13 protein-coding genes are annotated in these 19,594 nt (G+C 73.4%); 7 read left to right on the top strand and 6 right to left on the bottom strand.

Going from position 1 to position 19,594, the window contains the following annotated elements:
• Positions 1-86: 86 nt before the first annotated feature.
• Together LQK93_RS14160 and LQK93_RS14155 are read right to left on the bottom strand one after the other, a co-directional pair.
• Positions 87-3,173 carry a DUF1116 domain-containing protein gene (locus LQK93_RS14160; protein ID WP_374968419.1) on the bottom strand — a complete coding sequence of 1,029 codons (3,087 nt, stop codon included), beginning with the start codon at positions 3,171-3,173 and terminating at the stop codon, positions 87-89.
• A complete protein-coding gene (locus LQK93_RS14155; protein WP_374968418.1) occupies positions 3,166-4,008 on the bottom strand; it encodes a DUF2877 domain-containing protein in 843 nt (280 codons plus the stop codon). The genes LQK93_RS14160 and LQK93_RS14155 overlap by 8 nt, the downstream gene beginning before the upstream one ends.
• 78 nt (positions 4,009-4,086) lie before the next feature.
• Here LQK93_RS14155 and LQK93_RS14150 point away from each other — a divergent pair, with 78 nt between their 5' ends.
• The 6 genes from LQK93_RS14150 to LQK93_RS14125 all read left to right on the top strand — a co-directional run bounded on the left by LQK93_RS14150 (position 4,087) and on the right by LQK93_RS14125 (position 13,474).
• Positions 4,087-5,817, top strand: coding sequence for a helix-turn-helix domain-containing protein (locus LQK93_RS14150; RefSeq protein WP_374968417.1), 1,731 nt, complete (start codon positions 4,087-4,089; stop codon positions 5,815-5,817).
• A gap of 141 nt (positions 5,818-5,958) precedes the next feature.
• Entirely contained in the window at positions 5,959-6,915 is a 957-nt protein-coding gene (locus LQK93_RS14145) for a type IV toxin-antitoxin system AbiEi family antitoxin domain-containing protein (RefSeq protein ID WP_374968416.1), read from the top strand.
• A 201-nt stretch (positions 6,916-7,116) separates the two neighbouring features.
• Entirely contained in the window at positions 7,117-8,676 is a 1,560-nt protein-coding gene (locus LQK93_RS14140) for a uracil-xanthine permease family protein (RefSeq protein ID WP_374968415.1), read from the top strand.
• A 153-nt stretch (positions 8,677-8,829) separates the two neighbouring features.
• Positions 8,830-10,377, top strand: coding sequence for an FAD binding domain-containing protein (locus tag LQK93_RS14135; RefSeq protein WP_374968414.1), 1,548 nt, complete (start codon positions 8,830-8,832; stop codon positions 10,375-10,377).
• Positions 10,374-12,812 carry an aerobic carbon-monoxide dehydrogenase large subunit gene (cutA, locus tag LQK93_RS14130; RefSeq protein ID WP_374968413.1) on the top strand — a complete coding sequence of 813 codons (2,439 nt, stop codon included), beginning with the start codon at positions 10,374-10,376 and terminating at the stop codon, positions 12,810-12,812. Before LQK93_RS14135 ends, cutA begins: the two co-directional genes overlap by 4 nt.
• Positions 12,809-13,474 carry a carbon monoxide dehydrogenase subunit G gene (locus tag LQK93_RS14125; RefSeq protein WP_374968412.1) on the top strand — a complete coding sequence of 222 codons (666 nt, stop codon included), beginning with the start codon at positions 12,809-12,811 and terminating at the stop codon, positions 13,472-13,474. The genes cutA and LQK93_RS14125 overlap by 4 nt, the downstream gene beginning before the upstream one ends.
• A 66-nt stretch (positions 13,475-13,540) precedes the next feature.
• On the opposite strand, the gene LQK93_RS14120 is transcribed toward LQK93_RS14125, so the two are convergent.
• Complete coding sequence (locus tag LQK93_RS14120; protein ID WP_374968411.1) at positions 13,541-14,977, bottom strand: hypothetical protein; 1,437 nt, start codon at positions 14,975-14,977, stop codon at positions 13,541-13,543.
• Positions 14,978-15,089: 112 nt separating this feature from the next.
• On the opposite strand from LQK93_RS14120, the gene LQK93_RS14115 reads away from it, so the two are divergent.
• Positions 15,090-16,715, top strand: a complete 1,626-nt coding sequence (locus LQK93_RS14115; RefSeq protein WP_374968410.1) for a YhjD/YihY/BrkB family envelope integrity protein — start codon at positions 15,090-15,092, stop codon at positions 16,713-16,715.
• A 32-nt stretch (positions 16,716-16,747) separates the two neighbouring features.
• On the opposite strand, the gene LQK93_RS14110 is transcribed toward LQK93_RS14115, so the two are convergent.
• From LQK93_RS14110 to LQK93_RS14100, 3 genes are all read right to left on the bottom strand, one after another.
• On the bottom strand, positions 16,748-17,281 hold the full coding sequence (locus LQK93_RS14110) for an RDD family protein (protein WP_374968409.1): 534 nt from the start codon (positions 17,279-17,281) through the stop codon (positions 16,748-16,750).
• A 7-nt stretch (positions 17,282-17,288) separates the two neighbouring features.
• A complete protein-coding gene (locus LQK93_RS14105; RefSeq protein ID WP_374968408.1) occupies positions 17,289-18,269 on the bottom strand; it encodes a hypothetical protein in 981 nt (326 codons plus the stop codon).
• A gap of 130 nt (positions 18,270-18,399) precedes the next feature.
• Complete coding sequence (locus LQK93_RS14100) at positions 18,400-19,590, bottom strand: RNA polymerase sigma factor (RefSeq protein WP_374971514.1); 1,191 nt, start codon at positions 19,588-19,590, stop codon at positions 18,400-18,402.
• Positions 19,591-19,594: the final 4 nt, after the last annotated feature.

The raw sequence follows: 19,594 nt of genomic DNA, 5'->3' as shown, positions 1-19,594 counted from the left end.
TGATCCCGATCGGGACAGTAGCCAGCCAGAGGGGCCCTTTGCGGCAAAACGGACAAATAGGTCCTGAATGGGTCTGGGCGCCGGGGTCAGCCTTCCTGCACGGCTCCCGCCAGCGCCGCCAGGGCCTGGGTGAAGCACTCGGCCGGCGGGGTGACGAGGCCGGCACCGACCTGGCCCGTCCCGGCGACCCGACCCGCCATGCCGGTGTTGATCTGGGGCAGGATGCCGGTCCGCGCCACCGCGGTGACGTCGATGCCGGTCGGCGTGCCACGGAACTCGAGGATCGGCACCTGGTAGGCCGTGTGCTCACCGACCGTGATCTCGTACATCGTCTGGGTGGCCCGTAGCGCGAACGGCACGTCGCCGCCGACGAAGCGGACGATGGCGGGGGCCGCGGCCATGGCGAACCCCCCGATGCCGCCGGTCTCGGTGATCGCCGAGTCGCCGATGTCGGGGTTGGCATCGTCGGGCCCGTAGGAACCGAGGAAGAGGCCCTCGGGCGTGTTCGCCGGCCCGGTGAACCACGCATCCCCCGTGCCGGACACGCGGATGCCGAAGTCGGTCCCGTTGCGCGCCATGGTGGTCACGACGCTCGATCCCGGGATGCCATGGGCGGCAAGCGTGCTCAGCTTGCAGGCCGGCATACCGAGGTTGAGGAAGAAGTGCTCGTTGGCGCCCGAGAAACGCACCGCCTCGGCGATGTCGGTCGACGACGCGTCGGCCGTGATCATCGTCGGGAGCAGCTCGCGCAGGAGCATGAGCGAGCCGGCGCGGTTGCGGTTGTGGCCCTCGTCGCCCATCTGGAGCATCTGGGCGATGATCGCCTTGATGTCGATCGGCCCCTGCTGGTCGGCGCGGGCGCGGACGGCCTGCTGGAGGATCGGGCCCAGCACGGCGTTCATCCACCGCAGCCGGTCGATGACCTCCGGACCGTACGCGCCGTAGCGCAGCACCTTGCCGAGTCCCTCGTTGAGCGAGCACCACGACGTGTGGTCGTGTACCTCGTCGCGCAGCTCGTAGACCCACATCGACGGGCTCACCACGCCGGCCATCGGGCCGACCGCGTCGCGGTGGTGGCACGGCTCGAGCGTGATCCCGTCGCCCTTCGCGAGCCTTTCCTCCGCCTGCTCCGCCGTGTCGGCGAGGCCCTCGAGGAGCATCGCGCCGACGAGCGCACCGCGCAGCGGTCCGGACGCGCGGTCGAAGGTGATCGGTGGGCCGGCGTGCAGGAACGTGCCGCGCTCGAGGCCCAGGGCCTCGCTCGCCGGACGGACGTCGACGAGGTCGGCGCCGGCAGCGGTCATCCGGCGCAGGGCCTCCGCGTTCGCTGTGTCGCGCTGGGGGTCGGCGAGCACGCGCCTGAGGTCGGTGGCGGTGCCCGGCAGCGGGGGCTGCCACGCCGCCTCGGTCACCGAGACCGCCTGTGCCCGAAGGGAGTCGGCGAGGAGCGAGACCCCCGCCGCCGCGACGGACACCTCGGCGGAGAGGAGTCCGTGGAGCGGCTCGGTGCCGAGGGCGGCGCGCTCGCCTGCCCCGATTGCGTATGCCGTCCCGGCCGTCCCGCGATCCGGCGCGCGCTCCTCGTGAGCTGTCGAGAGGGGCCACTCCTCCGTCGAGTAGGCAGCTCCACCCGACGCCTGGGCGTTCGTGTCGTGGCCGAGCAGGCGCAGCGCCTCGCGCGTGGCCGCCGCGTTCGACAGTATGACGACGGCGCCCGCCTGGACGAGGTGGCCGGTGCTTCGTTGAAGGCCCTGGGGGTCACCCTCGGTCCCGTTCAGCGACACGACCACATCGAGGTGACGACCCTCGGCCGACGCGGTCGCGCGAGCCGCGCGGACGGCGTCGGACAGCTCGGGCGCCGGGTCGGGGTGGGCGCCGTGGCCGAGGACGAGATCGAGCAGGAGCACGCCGCACGTCGGATCGGCGGCCTCGACGGTGATGCGCTCGAGGCGAAGCGACGGGTCGATCATCGGATGCGCCCGACCACGCGTCAGGGCGTCGTCGCCGAAGTCGATGACGACGTGACCCGGGTCGCGCAGGTCCGGGCCGAGGGCCAGGTCGGGGCGCAACGGGATGTTCGAGCGGATGTCGCCGAGGTGCTCGGCCGTGATGAGCATCGCCTCGTCGGCGAGGGTGCCGCCGCAGAAGAGGCCGCGCAGCGAACTGCCTTGAACCGCAGCCCTCCTCGCCTCAGGCGTGAGCTCCGACCACTCGTCGTCGGAGACGCCCGGTCGCCACGTCCGCCACCGCTCCGGCACCGGGTGCCCGGTGGCGAAGAGCACGTCCTCGACAGCCGCCGTGAGGTCGGGGCGACCCGGCCCGAGCGTCGCCCAGTGGACCGGCTTGCCCAGCGTGGCGGCATACGCCTCCAGGTCGGCGAGCACCTCGGGAGCGGGCGGCTTGGAGACGACGACGATGGTCTCGGTGGCAGGATCGGCCGCGAGGGCGGCGAGCGCCTGCTTGGTCGAGCGGCCGGCCACGGCTGACGACAGGTCCCGCCCGCCGACGCCGAGGCAGTGGCTGATGCCCACGCCGGCCGTGTCGAGCAGGCACATCACCTGCTGGGCGCCGGTCCCAGAGGCGGCGACGAGGCCGACCGGTCCGGGGCGCACGACGTTGGCGAAGCCGAGCCCCACTCCCCCGATGACCGCGGTGCCGCAGTCCGGACCCATGACGAGGACCCCGGCGGCCGCCGCCGCGTCCTTGAGGCGCACCTCGTCCTCGACCGGGACGTTGTCGGAGAAGACCATGACCGAGATGCCCGCGCGCACGGCGTCGAGGGCCTCGGCCACCGCGTGCTCGCCCGGCACGGACACCAGGGCGAGGTCGGCGCCCGAGAGCCGGATGGCCCTGCCCAGCGTGTGCGGCGGTGGAGCCGCGCCCAGCCCAGCGGAACCCGTTGCAGCAGAACGACTCCCGACCAGGGCCGCCTCGAGGGCGCCCAGGCCGGCGGCGATGGCCGACTCGTCGCCGCGGATCGCGACGACGAGGTCGTTCGGCGCCGACGGTGGCACCTCGAAGCCCATGCCGCGCAGCACGTCGAGGTTGAGCTCGGTCGCCATCGCCACCTGCGCGGCCTGGACACCGGGCGTCGCGGCGACGGCTCGCGAGACCTGCATGAGGGTCACCGAGTCGTAGTAGGCGCCGGTCCTCAGCTCGACGTGGTCAGGCACGGCGGGCCCCTTCCTGGCTGGTGGATGCGTGGTCGTGGACGGCACGCAGGGCGCCGCTCACCCCGGCCAGCAGGTCACGGCCGGAGGTGTGCCCGATCGCGAGGACCCGCTCGACGAGGTCGGGCGCGGTAGACCCGGACCCGACGAGAAGGGTGACAAGGCGCGCGACGTCCGGGACGGCATACCCGTCCGCCGCGGCGACGAGGAGGGCCGCCGACAGGCTCGTCGTGCGCGGCAGCACGCTCCGGACGACGGTCCGCACGGAGGCGAGGGCGCGGCGAGCGTCCGGCGACTCGACGGCGGACAGCGACAGCAGCACCCCGCAGAGGGCGTCGTCGCCGCTGGGAGTCAGCCCGCGGCCGGCGCCGACCAGACCCCGCACGTCGGGCTCCACCGAGCGTCCGGCGAGCGCCGCGGCGGTCAGGGCGTGCGCGAGGTCGCCCAGGACGCCCGCGTCGGGCAGGGGAACGGCCGCGCCGCCACCCACTGCCGTAGGAAGCACGCGGCCCGGGCGCAGCGGCCGGGTGGCGACGACGTCGACCCGCGGCAGGCATACGCGCCCCTCCCCCACGACGATGTCGGCGCCCGGCTCGATGCCCCAGTGCAGCTCGGACGACGGGACGGCCACGCGCACGCCGATGGGCAGGAGCACGGCGTCGGAGGCGAGCACGGCGAGGACCCGTTCGTGCGCGCCGAGCTCGACATAGAGGCACGACGGGAACGCCGCGAGCACCCGTCGCCGCTGAGGGGACCCGGTCAGCTCTGCGGCCACCAGCGGCGACACGGCGGCAGGCAGCCGCACCCGGTCGAGGCCCGCGTTGGTGCCCACGCTCACCTCCCGCTCCAGGTCGGGTCGCGAACCGCCCGGCGCGGACGCTGCCGCGACGCTACCGACCGTGGATAGGGTGCGCTCATGGTGAAAGTTGCCAACGATCTGGCTCCCTCGCACAGTGAGTTGCCAGTCGAGGCGCCGGACGTCGCAGGCACGCAGCCCGACGCGTCGGGGATCTCCCTGCGGCTCATCGCCGGACTGGCCGCCACGGCGCACGGGCTGGTCCACGCGGACGCGCCGCGGCTGGACACGAGCGTCGACAGCACGACGCCGCTGCGGTCCGCGCTGCGCGCCGCGGCGGCCGGCGAGAGCTTGCGCCACCGCCTCGTCCTCGCCGACGCCGCGGCGCTCGTCGAGCAGAGCGGAGTCCCCGGCTGGGGCGCCGAGGTCGTCACCACACTGGAACGCGCGGGCGCGTCCGGGCTGGTCGTCTCGGGGCTCACCGGTCCCGCCCTGGACGAGCTCGTCGAGGTCGGTCGGTCGACCGCGCTCCCGGTGATCGACATCCCGCTGGACCACATCGCGACCTTCACGACCGAGGTGCTGAGCGCGATCCTCGAGCACCAGACCGCGGTGCTGCGCCGGCTCGAGGACGCCGACCGGGCGCTCGTGCAGATCGTCCTCGCCGGCGGCTCCCTCGACGACCTCTGCGAGCAGGTCGTCGGCTTCCTCGACGGCGCCGTCATGGTCACGACCACCGACGGCCGGGTCATCGCGCAGGCCGGCTCAGAGCGCGAGCTCGAGCACGCGGCGCGGCTGGGCTGCTTCGACCGGACCGGCCGACTGCTCACCGAGACCGAGCCGATGGGCCCGCGCCCTGAGGGGCCGGCGGCCGACCGCGCCGCCGTCCGCATCGTCGCCGGGCACCTCGACCACGGCGTGCTCATCGCCTTCTGCAGCCACCGCCACCTCACCGTCGACGACGTGCGGCTGCTCGAACGCGCCGCCACCGTGGCCGCCCTCGCCATCACCAAGGACCAGGCCGTCTCGGCCGTCGAGAGCAAGTACCGCGCCGAGTTCCTCCGCGACGCCCTGGCCGGCCGTGCCGGCTCACCGGTCGACGCGGTGGCCCACGCCACCTCGCTCGGCTGGGACATCGCCCGGCCCATGGTCGTGGTCGTGGCCGAGACCGACGAGGACGACGACCGCTCGACCCGCGACGCCGACGAGGTGCGCTTCCTCCAGCAGCGCTTCGCCCGGGCCTGGACCCACGCCGTGGCCGTGCGCGACCCCCGCTCCCCCGTCATGGGGTTCAGCCGCGAGGTCGTCGCCCTCATCGGCGTGCCGGCCGACGCCGACACCGACCAGGTGATGCGCATCGTCGGCGACTACGTCCGGGTCGTGCGCGGCGACGGCGGCGGGGGTCGGCGCTCGTTCTCGGCCGGGGTCTCGCGCACGATCACGTCCGCCGCCGACCTGCCCGCCGCATACGACCAGGCGCTCTCGGCTGTGACGGTCGGGCGCCAGATGCACGGCGACGGCGCCCTCACCCACGTCGACGGCCTCGGGATCTACCGGCTGCTCGCCCTCATCCCCGACGGCGCCGACCTGCGCCGCTTCGTCCACGAGTCGCTGCGCGAGCTGGCGACCGACGAGTCGCCGGAGTACGCCGGGCTCCGCCAGACCCTCAGCATCCTGCTCGACACGAACCTCAACGTCGCCGAGACCGCGCGGCTGCTCTTCTTCCACTACAACACGCTGCGCTACCGCATCGGCAAGCTCGAGAAGATGCTCGGCCCCTTCACCACGGACCCCGACCTGCGCCTCACGCTCGCCCTCGCGCTCAAGATCCACCAGATGCGCGGCATCTGACCGCGCCGCCCGCCCGAGCACGTATGCCGGGTGGCGGCGTCCGTGGAACATCGCACCCCGCCGAGGGGGTGTGACTCACCACGATCCGGCGGCTGTGGATGGCCGGAGCGGCGCCACCCGCAGGGCGGTCAGGCTCCTTCGATGGATCCACTGCTGCGTGCTCGGGCTGCCGGCCAGTCTGGGCTCCTCACGCGGGGCCAAGCACTCGCGGGCGGCCTGTCGGCCAAGGCCGTGGAGTGGCGCCTGACGAGCGGTCGGTGGTCGGTCGTGCACCCCGGCGTGTACCAGACGATGCCCGGGCGCGAGGGCTGGGAGGCGCGGGCCGTGGCCGCCCTGCTGCATGCAGGGCCTGGGGCCGCGCTGTGCCAGGACAGCGCCGGCCACGCGTGGGGCTTGCTGCGCCACGAACCGGACCCGATCCGTGTCGTCATCCCGGCAGGGCGCCGGGTCCGCGACGTCCCCGGCGTGGTCGTCACCCGGAGCAGACGGGCGCCGGACCGGGTGCACCCCACGGCGTGGCCGCATCGCACGACGCCCGAGCACACGGTGCTCGACCTCGGAGCCGACCACGGTCCCGACCGGGCCATCAGGGTCGCCGCCAAGGCCATCGGCCTGGAGCTCACCACGCCGGAGCGGCTTCGTGCGGCGCTGGGCCAGCGAGCCAGGCAACCAAGCCGCTCCCTGCTCCTCGAAGTGCTGGCCGACGTCGCGGACGGGTGCGAGAGCCCGGCAGAGCGGCGGTACGTCCGTGATGTCGAACGGGCTCACGGCCTCCCGCACAGCCGTCGGCAGACGCGGGCGGGCCGGGCCGGGCGGCGCGACGTGGAGTACCCGTGCGGCGTGGTCGTCGAGGTGGACGGGCGGCTCGGGCACTCGTCCTGGACCGACGTGCAGCGCGACGGCAGGCGAGACCGGCGCACCCTGACGTCCGGCCGGCTCACACTGCGCTGCTACTGGACCGACCTCGTGCCGACTGGCTGCGCTCTCGCCGACGACGTGGCACAGGTGCTGCGCGACCGGGGCTGGGCCGGGAGCCCTCGCCGCTGCAGCGCGACATGCACCGTGGGCGCAGGACCGTGGAACATCGCACCCCGGTGAGGGGGTGCAAACGTCCACGTTCGCGACGGAGCACACCCGGGGAGGCGGGGTGACGGCATACGGCAGGAGGTGCCAGACGGCGGGCGTCGGCGTGTATCAGCGTTTGACGAACGCGGTCCGGCCGCCGGGGAGTAGTTTGCGGGCCAACCCCGGCTTGGGGCGTCACCCACATCACCCGGTGTGGCAACCATAGGAGTCGGAATGGCTTTGGGCTTGGGCTGGAAACTGCACGGCGACGGCAAGACGATGGGCCCCGACGACGTCGTCGCCCCCGACGAGCGGCTGTCATGGGGCAAGACCATCGGCCTGGGAGCGCAGCACGTCGTGGCGATGTTCGGCGCGACGTTCGTCTTCCCCCTGGTGATGGGGCTGAACCCCCAGCTCGCGATCATGATGAGCGGCATCGCGACGATCTGCTTCCTGCTCATCGTCAACGGCAAGGTGCCGAGCTACCTGGGCACGTCGGCGGCCTTCGTCGGCTCCGTGGCGGCCATCCGCGCCCAGGGCGGCACCTCGCAGCAGGTCACCGGCGCGATCCTCGTGGCCGGCGTCGTCCTCGCCCTCGTCGGCGTTCTCATCCACTTCCTCGGCTCGTCGGTGCTGCACAAGGTGCTGCCCCCGGTCGTCACGGGTGCGGTCGTCATGCTCATCGGCTTCAACCTCGCTCCGGTCGTAGCGGGCATCTACTGGCCGCAGGACCAGTGGGTCGCGGTCCTCGTCATGCTCTTCGTCATCGTGTGCGCGGTGGCCTTCAAGGGCTTCATCTCGCGCATCGCAGTGTTCCTCGCGCTGATCTTCGGCGTCATCCTCTCGTGGGTGCTGGACAGGACCGTCGGGATGATCCACACGGCCCTGCCCGGGCTGAACCTGCGCGATGCCGCGGGCAAGGCGTGCACGGGCGCCGACACGGCCCAGTCCTTCTGCCACGCGACGCCGTTCGACCACTTCCGCACGAACTTCGACAACGTCGCCGCCCAACCCTGGTTCGGCCTGCCGCCGACGACCGGGACCATCGGTCCCGACGGGAAGGCCATGGTCGGCATCCACGCCCCCTCTTTCTCGATCGCCGCGATCCTGCTGGTCCTGCCGGCCGTCATCGCCCTCATCGCCGAGAACACCGGGCACGTCAAGGCCGTCGCCGAGATGACCAAGGCCGACCTCGACCCCTACATGGGCCGGGCCATCGCGGCCGACGGCATCGGCACCGTCATCGCCTCCTCGGTCGGTGGCTCGCCGACGACGACGTACGCCGAGAACATCGGCGTCATGGCGGCGACCCGCGTCTACTCGACCGCCGCCTACTACGTGGCTGCGATCGTGGCCATCATCTTCGGCCTCTCGCCGAAGTTCGGCGCCCTCGTCGCCTCGGTCCCCGGCGGCGTGCTCGGCGGGATCACGGTCGTCCTCTACGGCATGATCGGCCTGCTCGGCGCGAAGATCTGGAAGGAGAACGGGGTCGACTTCGGCAACCCCATCAACCTGGTCCCGATCGCCGCGGGCATCATCATCGGCATCGGCGGCGTGTCGCTGCAGTTCACCCAGAACTTCACGCTCGGCGGCATCGCCCTGGGCACGATCGTCGCCATCGGCGCCTACCACCTCGCCCGCACCCTGGCACCCGAGGACCTGCGCCGGCGCGCCGACGCCGCAGGGGGCACCATGATCTCGCTCGGCGAGCGGGAGGGCGACTACGGCGACGCCGACGGCGTCGACGACCTCTACCAGGACCGTCCCGGCGGGCCCGACGTGCGCCGCCGCTGAGGCCCGCAGCACCACTCGCATCCGCGTTCCGTGGGCCTCCGATGCAGATCGGGGGCCCACGGCCCTTCCCGGCAGAAGTTGCCAAGAGCCCGGCGCCAGCGATGCACACCATTCACTGGTTGCACACCGGATCGGAAAGGCAGGATCAGTACGGTGAAGCCCGCCCCCTTCGTGCACCACGCGCCGCGCACCGTCGAGGAGGCCGTCGCCGTGCTCGCCGAGGTCGGCCACGACGGCAAGGTCCTCGCGGGCGGGCAGAGCCTCATCCCGCTCCTCAACATGCGCCTCGCCTCCCCGGCCCACCTCGTTGACCTCAACCGGGTCGCCGGACTCGACGCCATCGCGGTGACCCACGAGTTCGTACGCGTGGGCGCCCTCGTGCGACACGCCGGCCTCGAGCGCTCCCGGGAGGCGTATGCCGCCCTCCCGCTCCTGCGCCAGGCCGTGACCAACGTGGCACATCCCGCGATCCGCAACCGCGGCACCACGGTCGGCTCGATCGCGCACGCCGACGCGGCCGGTGAGATGCCGGCGATCCTGGCCCTGACCTGCGGCACCGTAGAGGTCGTCGGGCCCGCCGGCCCACGCGAGATCGCCTGTGCCGACTTCTTCCTCGGGCCGTTGGAGACGTGCCTCGACCCGGAGGAGCTCGTCGTGGCGGTGCGCTTCGGTCGCCTCCCGGCCGGGACCGGCACGGCGTTCACCGAGTCGGCGCGGCGGCACGGGGACTACGCCATCGCCGGAGTCGGCGTCGGCGTCACCCTGACCGACGGCGTCGTGTCCCAGGCCCGGGCCTCGTTCGTCTCCGTCACCGCGGTGCCCTCGGTCCTCGACCTGACGTCGGCCCTGGCCGGGGTCGAGCCCGGCTCGGACGCCTGGGAGCGGGGACTGGACGCGGCCGCGGAGGCCGTGCACGCGTACGTCGACCCGGAGGACGACATCCACGCGAGCGCCGACTACCGCCGCATGCTCGCCGCCGAGCTCACCCGCCGGGCGCTCCCCCGAGCCGTAGAGCACGGTACCCAGTCGGCCGAGGACCGGAGCGGCCCCACGTCGAGCGGGCACTTCCCCCCGTCCAATGGGCACTTCCCCCCGTCGAGTGAGCACCTCGACAGCGCGCGAGCGCAGCAGAGCGCCCACGCGACCGGGGAGGGCGGGGAGGGCGGGGAGGTGACGGTCACGGTCAACGGTATTCGGCACTCAGCCGTCGTCCCGGCCCGGCGTCTGCTCTCCGACTTCCTCCGGCACGACCTCGAGCTCACCGGGACACACGTCGGCTGCGAGCACGGGGTGTGCGGCGCCTGCACCGTGCTCGTCGACGGCCGGCCGATGCGCTCCTGCCTGATGTTCGCGGTCACGGCGCAGGACCACGAGATCACGACCGTCGAGGGTCTGTGCGATGCCCGTGACGCTCGCCGTGCGCCGACCGGTGAGTCGATGAACCCGGTCCAGCAGGCCTTCGCCGAGTGCCACGGGCTGCAGTGCGGCTTCTGCACGCCGGGCTTCCTCACGACCATCACCGCCTACCTCGACGAGCACCCGCACCCGACGAGCGAGCAGGCGCGAGAGGCGATCTCGGGCAACCTGTGCCGCTGCACCGGCTACCAGAACATCGTCAAGAGCGTCCTGCGCGCCGCCGAGATCCGGGCCGAGCGCGCCACGGAGCGCGTCACCGAGACCGCCGCCGGGGAGGGCGCATGACGACCCAGATGTTCGGGGCTCCGATCCGGCGCAAGGAGGACCCGCGCCTGGTCACCGGCGGCGGACGCTACCTCGACGACCTCGGCCACGACGCCCTCGCCGCCGCCTTCGTCCGCAGCCCGCACGCGCACGCCCGCATCGTCGACATCGACGCCTCCGAGGCGGTCGACATCGAGGGCGTGCTCGGCATCTACGCCCACGAGGACCTGCCCGGGCGGGTCGGCGAGCCGCTGCCCCTGCTCATCCCGCACCCGACGCTGACCCACGGCCGCACCGGCCACGCGCTGGCCAGGGACGAGGTCAACCACGTCGGTGAGCCCGTCGTCATGGTCGTGGCGACCGACCGCTACGTCGCCGAGGACGCCTGCCAGCGCATCCGGGTCAGCTACGAGCAGCTTCCCGTGGTCGTCGGCATCGAGGCGGCCCGCGACGGTGACCTCCTCGTGCACGACGACGTCCCCGGCAACGTCGCGGCCCACATGCTGCAGGAGGTCGGCGACGTCGAGTCCGCCCTCGCCGCAGCGCCGCACACGCTGACCCTCGAGCTCGACATCGAGCGCAGCGCCTCCACGCCGATGGAGGGCCGCGGCGTCTACGCACGGTGGGACACCGAGCGCGGCGAGCTGCGGATGTACTCCTCGACGCAGACCTCCACCGGCGTGCGCGCGGCCGTGGCGGCCAAGCTCGACCTGCCCCTGGCCAAGCTCGAGTGCATCGCGCCCGACGTCGGCGGCGGCTTCGGGGTCAAGATCGTGCACCCCTGGCCCGAGGAGGTGCTGGTCCCTTGGGCGGCAAGGCTGCTCGGCCGCGCGGTCAAGTGGACCGAGGACCGCCGCGAGCACTTCGTCGCTGCCGCCCACGAGCGCGGCCAGCTGCACCGGGTCACCGTCGGCTTCGACGACGAGGGCCACCTGCTTGCCCTCGACGTCCAGTTCTGGCACGACAACGGCGCCTATACCCCCTACGGCATCATCGTCCCGATCATCACCTCCACCCAGCTGCTGGGCCCGTACAAGCCCGGCGCCTACCGCTGCGAGTTCTGGTCGCTCTACACGAACACCGTTCTCGTGACGCCCTACCGGGGTGCGGGCCGGCCCCAGGGGTGCTTCGCGATGGAGCGCACGATGGATGCCATCGCCGACGAGCTGGGTCTCGACCGCGCCGAGGTGCGCTCGCGCAACTTCATCCTCCCGAGCGAGATGCCCTGGGACCACGGGCTGCTCTTCCAGGACGGGCGCCCGCTCAAGTACGACTCCGGCGACTTCCCGGCCAGCCTCGCGAAGCTCAAGGAGCTCGTCGGCTGGGACGACTTCGCCGACCACCGCCTCCGCGCCGAGGCCGAGGGACGCAAGGTGGGGCTGGGAATCGGCTGCTACGTCGAGGGGACCGGCGTCGGTCCCTACGAGGGCGGCCACGTCCAGGTCGAGACGAGCGGCCGGGTCAACGTCTCGACCGGCCTGACCTCCCAGGGACAGGGCCACGAGACCGTCTTCGCGCAGATCGTCGCCGAGGAGCTCGGGGTCCCCCTCGAGGACGTCCACGTCACCACCGGCGACACCCGCAAGATGGCGTATGCCGTCGGCACGTTCGCGTCGCGCGCGGCGGTCATGAGCGGCAGCGCCATCGCCCTCGCCGCCCGCAACGTCCGCGCCAAGGCGCTGCGCATCGCCTCCGACGCACTCGAGGTCTCGCCCGAGGATCTCGAGATCGTCGACGGCACCGTGCGCGTCAAGGGCGCCCCGGACACGTCGCTGAGCCTCGGCACCGTGTCGGTCCTGTCCAACCCGCTGCGCTACGCGTTCGACGAGGCTGCCCAGGCCGCAACCCAGTTCGCCGGCACCTTCGACCCGGACAAGCCGCCGGTGGCCGACGACGACGAGCCGGGCCTCGAGGGCAGGGACTTCTACTCGCCCACCCAGGCGACCTTCGCCAACGGCATGCACGCAGCAGTCGTCGAGACCGACCCCGTCACGGCCGAGATCCGGATCCTGCGCTACTGCGTCATCCACGACTGCGGCACGATGATCAACCCGATGATCGTGGAGGGCCAGGTCCACGGCGGGGTCGCGCAGGGCGTCGGCGGGGCGCTCTACGAGCGGATGGCCTACGACGAGTCGGGCCAGCTGCTCAACGCCTCGTTCATGGACTTCCTCCTGCCCTACGCCTCCGAGGTGCCAACGATCGAGACGGACCACCTCGAGACGCCCTCGCCCCTGAACCCGCTGGGCATCAAGGGCGCCGGCGAGGCGGGCTGCATCCCGGTGTCGGCGGTCATCGCGTCGGCGATCGAGGACGCCGAGGGCTTCCCGATCCGGCGGATGCCGATCTCGCCGTTCGAGCTGTGGGAGCTGCGCCGCCGGCACGCCGCCGGTGAGCTCCCGTCCCTGCACCGCCTCTCCCGTCCCTCCCCCGCGCCGAAGGAGCCCACCGCATGAAGATCACCGGAGCCGTGTCCCTGGCTGCGCCGCCGGAGCAGGTGTGGCAGGCCATCCACGACCCGGCCGTCCTGGCCCGGACCCTCCCGGGGTGCGAGTCGCTCGTCGAGAAGGGTGACCACGCATACGGCATGCGGGTCACGATGGGCGTCGCCGCCGTGCGCGGGACCTACGACGGCACCATCCACCTCGAGGACCTCGAGGCTCCGACCCGCCTGCGTCTGACGGCTTCCGGGGCCGGCGCGCCGGGCACCGTGGAGGCCGACGTCGACGTGCGTGTCGACGGGAGCGACGACGGCGGCACGCGCGTCACCTACGACGCCGACGCCCAGGTCGGCGGCCCGATCGGCGGAGTGGGCCAGCGGATGCTCTCCGGCGTGACGAAGCGGATGGCCGGGCAGTTCTTCGCGGCCCTCGACGCCGAGATCCACGGCGTGCCGCCGGAGCTGCGGGCCGTGGCGCCACTGCCCGTCGCGGCGGGCGCACCCGCAGCGCCGTCCGCCCCGCCGCTCACCCCGGGAGCGCCGTCCCCCGCCATGTATGCCGGCCGGGCAGCCCAGGCGGAGCCGTTCCGCGGGCGCGAGTTCGCGCTCGGCGTGGCGACCGGAGGGGCCATCGCCCTGGTCGGCGTGGTCGTCGGCTGGGCCATCGGGAGGCGTTGAGCGGCCGCCCGGCGGCACTGGGGCGGATGTCCTCGTGCCGGCCGGGCGGCATACGTACGCGTGTGGTCAGTGCGCCGGAAGCCCCGTGTGCGTGCGGCCCTGCGCCATCCCCCAGACCGCGGCGAGGAGCAGCGCCACGACGATCGCGATCAGCAGCACGACGAGGCCGGTGGGGTTGCTCCAGATGACGAGGACCAAGGTGCCCAGGGCGATGACGACGCCGGCGGCGGCGGGGGCGTGCTCCCCCACGGCTGTCCCGACCGGCCCGTCCCGCAGCGAGTCCCAGGTCCTGCTCGAGACCCGTGCCACCCAGCGGCCGAAGCGGGCGACCGCTTCCCGGCGGTTGAGCAGTGCCGCCAGGCCTGCGACGACGAGCGCGATGATGAACACGAGCCGTATGCCGTCGACGAGGTAGCGCGTCACCGTGTCGAAGACGTAGGACGCGGTCTGCGGCGACATGTTCGTCGACTGCATGCGGGTGAGGTAGACCTCGCGGCCCACGATGAGGCCCAGGCGCAGCAGCAGCAGGCCGATCGCCGTCGCGAGCCCGGCCCACATGAGCGCCCGCCACCGTCGACCGCGGGCGAGGGCGACCGCTCCGGCCAGTGCCACCAGCCCGATCCACGGCAGCCAGCTCGCCAGGGTGTCGAGCCACCGCACGAGCTGCTGGGTCCGCTCGAGGCCCTGGAGCTGCGCGATCTGGATCGAGGTGTTGACCGTCGGGATGGACGCGGCGACCCCGAGACCTGAGGCGACGAGCCGGGTCTTGACCTGGTCGATGAGTGGTCCGATGTTGAGGCGCAGGGTGTTGTCCGAGGCCGTCACTGCCTGACCCTGGTTCTCGCCGGTCAGGATGCCGACGAGCGAGGCGTGGGCCGCCCGGTTGGCCGTCGACCAGAGCTGCAGGAAGGCGTCGCTCGTCACGACCTTGTGGATCACCGTGGCGATGAGTCCGGACACCGCACTCGCGATGGGTGCCTTGAGCCGGTCGAACTGCGGCGGGACGATCTGGCTGACCGCGGCGTTGACGTCGAAGTTCGCCGCGATCTGCCGGTTGACCGCGGCCTCGACGGTGGCCTGCACGTCGGGGTTGCTGGCCAGCGGCTGGACGTCCGCCACATAGCGGTCGGTGTCGAGGACCTCGTTGCGCGCCCACACGGCGGGCACGGCCAGGGTCAGGCACAGCGCGCCGATGATCGTGAGGACGACCACGAGCGTGCTGCGCGCGGCGTGGCGCACCCGCACGGCTCTCGGTGACTCCAGCTCCGCGTTGCGACGACGCAGCCGTTCGACCTCGGCCTGGAGCGCCGCCACCTCCTGTGCCGATGCAGGCGCTGCGTCGGCCGTGGCAGGGGCCGTGGCAGCCATCGTGTCGGCGCCCGTGTCGCCGCCCGTGTCGGCGCCCGTGTCGGCAGCGGTCTCGACGGGTTCCGTGCGAGCGTCGGCGGGGTCGTCCCGCTCGGCAGCCTTCTGGCCGCCCGTGCTCATCTCGTCCGTGCTCATCGCTCTGCCTCCTCGCGGCTCCGGCATTCGTCCACCATCACCTCGCCCCTGCAGCCGGTCATCACGCTCAGGGGGTGACGTGGCCGGCGGCGAGAGAAGCGAGCATGGGCTCATGCCACGGGACACCGGGCCGGAGCGGCGCGCGCCCTCCCGGTCGAGCCGGCTCGTGGGGCGCGGCCGTGACCTGCAGGCCGGAGCCGGTCGACGCCTGCTCGAGGCCCGGGACGAGCACGTCACGATCCGGCTGCTCACCGACGCCTTCCGCGAGGACCGGGACACCGGAGGGGCTCTGCTGGCCGGCGCCCTCGCCTTCCGGCTGTTCCTGTGGCTGCTCCCTGCCGGGCTGGTCGTCGTCGCCCTCCTGGGCTTCTCGAGCAGCGACGACGTACGCCGTGGGCTCAGCGGCGTCGGCCTCGGCGGCTTCGCGACCACGACGATCGCGCAGGCGGCGAGCCAGGCGCACGACGCCCGGTGGCTCCTGCTGCTGATCGGCCTCGCCGGGTTGTACTCCACGTCCGTCGACCTGGCCAAGGCGCTGTGGATCGGCACCAGCCTGGCGTGGCACCTGCCCGTGTCACGTCTGCGCCGGCAGCCGCGAGCGGCGGCCGCCGTGGCGGCGCTGCTGCTTGCCGCCGCCGCTGCGACGCTCGCCGTCAACTGGCTGCGCTCAGTCGCCCTCGCCGCCGGCCTCGCCGCCACGGTCCTGGTGATCGCCCTCTACGCGCTGCTCGGCTGGTTCGCCCTTCGCGCGCTGCCGCACCCGGTGCACACAACCGCCTCGGACCTGCTGCCCGGTGCGCTGCTCATCGGCGCCGGTGTCCAGGCGCTGCACCTGGTCACCGTCCTCTTCCTCGCCAACCGCATCAGCAGCTCGTCCCAGCTCTACGGCGCCCTCGGCGGTGCCGCCACGCTGCTCCTCTGGGGCTATCTGCTGGCGCGGGTCCTCGTCGGCGCCTCGACCCTGAACCGCATCCTCTTCCGCTACCGGGACGTGGCTCGCCTGCCGGCCGGTGCGGACGACGCCGGCGCCGCTCGCGAGTCGCTCTCGGCGCGGGCCCTGCCGGGCTCGGTGCGGAGCCTGCCGGCGCGTCTGAGGGCCGACTGGCACGAGCTCGAGGCCGCTGTGGGCCAGCGCGGCAGAGCCGGCCGGGGCTCCGGTCGCCGCGCCGACACCGGTGGCGCTCCGGAGGCGGGGACGCCGGCCGGCACGCCGACGAGCCGAGGCACGGCTGCCGGCGAGGGCACCGGTTCCGTGGCCGCGCTCACGCTCTGGCGCTTCGACGACGAGGAGGGCGCCGAGGCGGCAAGTCGCACGCTCGGCGACCTTCACCGCCAGGGCGCCCTGCGGCTCATCGATGCGGCAGTGGTGACGTGGCCGGCCGGGTCCCGGCGGCCCCGGGCGTCGCAGGTCGTCACGCCCACCGGCAAGGGAGCGCTCGGCGGCGCCTTCTGGGGCCTGCTCCTCGGCGTCATCTTCTTCGCGCCGCTGCTGGGGCTGGCCGTGGGCGCCGCCGCTGGGGCGCTCGGCGGGACGCTGCGCGACGCGGGGATCAGCGAGGCGTTCATCCAGCAGGCCCGCGACGCGGTCACGCCGGGCACGTCTGCCCTCTTCGTCGTCAGCTCCGACGTGGACGTCGAGCGGGTCCGCGCGGCTTTCCCTTCGGACCGCCCGACCCTGATCCACACGAACCTGACGCCGGAGCAGGACGCGGCCCTGCGCGAGTACTTCGGCACCTGAGCACCCGCGTCGGAGCGGCCGGAGCGGCCGTGTCACTCGATCCGGGCGTCGGGACCGTCGTCCCTCTCCGAGGCCGCCGTCCAGTCGTAGACGACCGACGAGCGGAGCAGCACGTCCGCGCCCGAGCGGTTCTCCCTGCTGACCAGCACCCAGAAGATCAGCACGGGCACGAAGACGCACAGCAGCGCCCGGGCGACGGCGACCAGCACGTGCAGGCGTCGCCCCCGCGAGTCGACCACCCGCAGCCCGAGCAGCCGCCCGCCGTAGCTGCGCCCGGTCGTGGCCCAGGCCAGCGCGAGGTAGCAGGTGAGGACGCCGAGGAACGATGCGAGGAGCAGGCCGAAGCCGGGGTCGGGGAAGGTGAACGTGCGCGGCCGGAGCACGAAGGCCACACCCAGCGCGGCGGCATACCCGGCAGCCACGACGAGGACAGCCACCACCGCGTCGACGGCAGCCGCCAGCAGTCGCGTCACGATGCCCGCGCGGTGCCCCTGCACCGGCCTCGCTGCCTGCGGCACCGCGAGGCGCGCGATGGGCCCCCGGGGCGGCTGGGCCGGCGGCGTCATGTCGTCCTCAGCGGGAGACGGGGCCACCGGCGCCCGGCCCCGACGGGTGAGTCGCCGGTGGCCGCTCCTCGGTCGAGATGCCGTATGCGTCGTCGACCGACCCCTCGTAGGCCGTCCCGGGAGCCCGCGCCGCGCGACGGAGGAGGCGGTCGACCGCGTGGGCGACCCGTTCGTCGGCCCCGATCCCCTGCCGGCGCACCTCCCGGATCCCCTCGGAGGCCATGGAGCCGGTAGAGCTGCGGATGATGCCGGGCAGGTCGATCCCCTCGACGACGTACTCGGCGAGGGCGATGAGGTCGAGCCTGGCGATCACCGCGTCGAGGTCCGCGCGGTCGACCACGGCGTCCACGTCGACCCGGTCGAGGATGCGCTGGATGTCCACACGTGCCACCACCTCGTCGACGTCCACCCGCGCCAGCACCGCCTCCAGGTCGGCCCTCGCCACCACGGCGTCCACGTCGACCCGGTCGAGGATGCGCTGGATGTCCACGCGCGCCACCACCTCGTCGACGTCCACCCGCGCCAGCACCGCCTCCAGGTCGGCCCTCGCCACCACGGCGTCCACGTCCAGCTGCGCCGCCAGGGCGTCGAGGTCCACGTGACGGGCCACGATCTCCGTGACGTCCACCAGGCCGAGCGCCCCGTCGACGAGGCGGGGCGCGACACGCTGCGCGGCGGCATACGCACCCCGCTCTGCGGCGCGGCGCTCACGCGCGCCGCGCTCGACGAGCTCGGCAACCCGACCGGACCGGCGCAGTCGCCCCCCGAGGGCGAGCGACCGGGCGGCGAGCGCCGACAGCGGGCGGGTGACCAAGGGTGCCCTCGCCGACGCCCGTCGCGACACCTCGAGCGCCGCGACGGCCAGGCCGAGCGCGGCGTCCGCGAGATCCGCGGCGGTCCATCCGTCCGTCGAACCGTGCGCCGACTCGTCGGGCCCGGCCGGCGGCATGCCTCCGGCGGCCCACACGTCGTGGAGGCCGATCACCACGATGGCCCCCCTCACGGCAGACGATGACGACAAATCCGATGGTCGACCGCGACCGGTCCGCGCGCGTCACCCTCCGCGGGTGAGTCCGGCGCCGCGCGCTGCGCCGGCCGGTCGACCGGCGACGCCGCGTTCAGGGGCGAGCGGCCCGGAGGCGGGCGGCCCTCGACACGAGGTGGCGACGCTCGGCCTCGTTCGTGGCCACGGCGGCGGCTCGCTCCAGCAGCTCGGCCCCGGCCACGCTCTGGCCCGCCATCCCCAGCAGCTGTCCACGCACCGCGAGCCAGCGATGGGTGGTGCCGAGACGGTCCTCGACCTCGTCGACGACCGCGAGAGCCGCCCGCGGTCCCCTCGCCATCGCGACCGCCACGGCGCGGTTGAGCGTCACCACCGGGTTCCCCGTCACGCCCTCCAGCAGGCCGTAGAGCGTGAGGATCTCCTCCCATTCGGTGTCTGCGGCGGTTGCCGCGCGATCGTGCACGGCGGTGATCGCAGCCTGCAGCTGGTACTCCCCGACCGCCCCTGCTGCCAGGGCCCGGGCGAGCAGGTCCTCACCCTCCCGGATCAGCGCGGCGTCCCACCTGGTGCGGTCCTGCTCGGCCAGCGGCACGAGATTCCCCCGAGCATCGGACCGTGCGGGACCGCGCGCCTCGAGCAGGAGCATGAGGGCCAGCAGCCCGAGCGCCTCGGCCTGCTCGGGCACCTCGGCGACGAGCATCCGGCACAGGCGGATGGCCTCTCGGGACAGGTCGACCCGCTGCACGTGAGGGCCCCGGCTGCTCACATAGCCCTCGTTGTAGAGCAGGTAGAGGACGTGCATCGCGGACCGCACGCGTGCGTCGCGGTCCGCGCCGGACGGCATACGGAAGGGTTCGCCGGAGGCGCGGATGGTCGCCTTGGCCCGGCTGATCCGCTGGGCCATCGTCGGCTCGGGCACGAGGAAGGCCTGCGCGATCTCGGCGGTCGTCAGTCCGCCCACGGCGCGCAGCGTCAGCGCGATCGCCGAACCCGGGGTCAACGAGGGGTGGCAGCACAGCAGCAGCACCGTGAGGCTGTCGTCGTGGTCGACGGGGTCGTATGCCGGCACCTCCCACGCGGCGACGCGTGCCTCCCGCTCACGACGGGCCGCGTCGCTGCGCCAGAGGTCCAGGAGGCGGCGCGAGGCCGTGGTCACGAGCCAGGCCCGAGGTTCCTCTGGAACCCCTTCGGCGGGCCAGTGGCGGGCGGCGGCGAGCAGCGCCTCCTGCACGGCGTCCTCGGCCGAGTGGAAGTCGCCGAAGCGGCGGCTGAGGATGCCGACGACCTGCGGCGCGAGTGAGCGCAGCAGG

The organism is Terrabacter sp. BE26 (assembly GCF_041941675.1).
GTDB lineage: Bacteria > Actinomycetota > Actinomycetes > Actinomycetales > Dermatophilaceae > Terrabacter.
The sequence above is the reverse complement of the archived record's forward strand: the minus strand, read 5'-3'. Positions and strand labels throughout refer to the sequence as shown.

Bases quoted from the DNA above. Each gene is read 5' to 3' on its own strand.
- LQK93_RS14150 (WP_374968417.1), top strand. From the start codon at position 4,087: ATGGTGAAAGTTGCCAACGATCTGGCTCCCTCGCACAGTGAGTTGCCA.
- LQK93_RS14145 (WP_374968416.1), top strand. From the start codon at position 5,959: ATGGATCCACTGCTGCGTGCTCGGGCTGCCGGCCAGTCTGGGCTCCTC.
- LQK93_RS14140 (WP_374968415.1), top strand. From the start codon at position 7,117: ATGGCTTTGGGCTTGGGCTGGAAACTGCACGGCGACGGCAAGACGATG.
- cutA (WP_374968413.1), top strand. From the start codon at position 10,374: ATGACGACCCAGATGTTCGGGGCTCCGATCCGGCGCAAGGAGGACCCG.
- LQK93_RS14125 (WP_374968412.1), top strand. From the start codon at position 12,809: ATGAAGATCACCGGAGCCGTGTCCCTGGCTGCGCCGCCGGAGCAGGTG.
- LQK93_RS14120 (WP_374968411.1), bottom strand. From the start codon at position 14,977: ATGAGCACGGACGAGATGAGCACGGGCGGCCAGAAGGCTGCCGAGCGG.
- LQK93_RS14115 (WP_374968410.1), top strand. From the start codon at position 15,090: ATGCCACGGGACACCGGGCCGGAGCGGCGCGCGCCCTCCCGGTCGAGC.
- LQK93_RS14110 (WP_374968409.1), bottom strand. From the start codon at position 17,281: ATGACGCCGCCGGCCCAGCCGCCCCGGGGGCCCATCGCGCGCCTCGCG.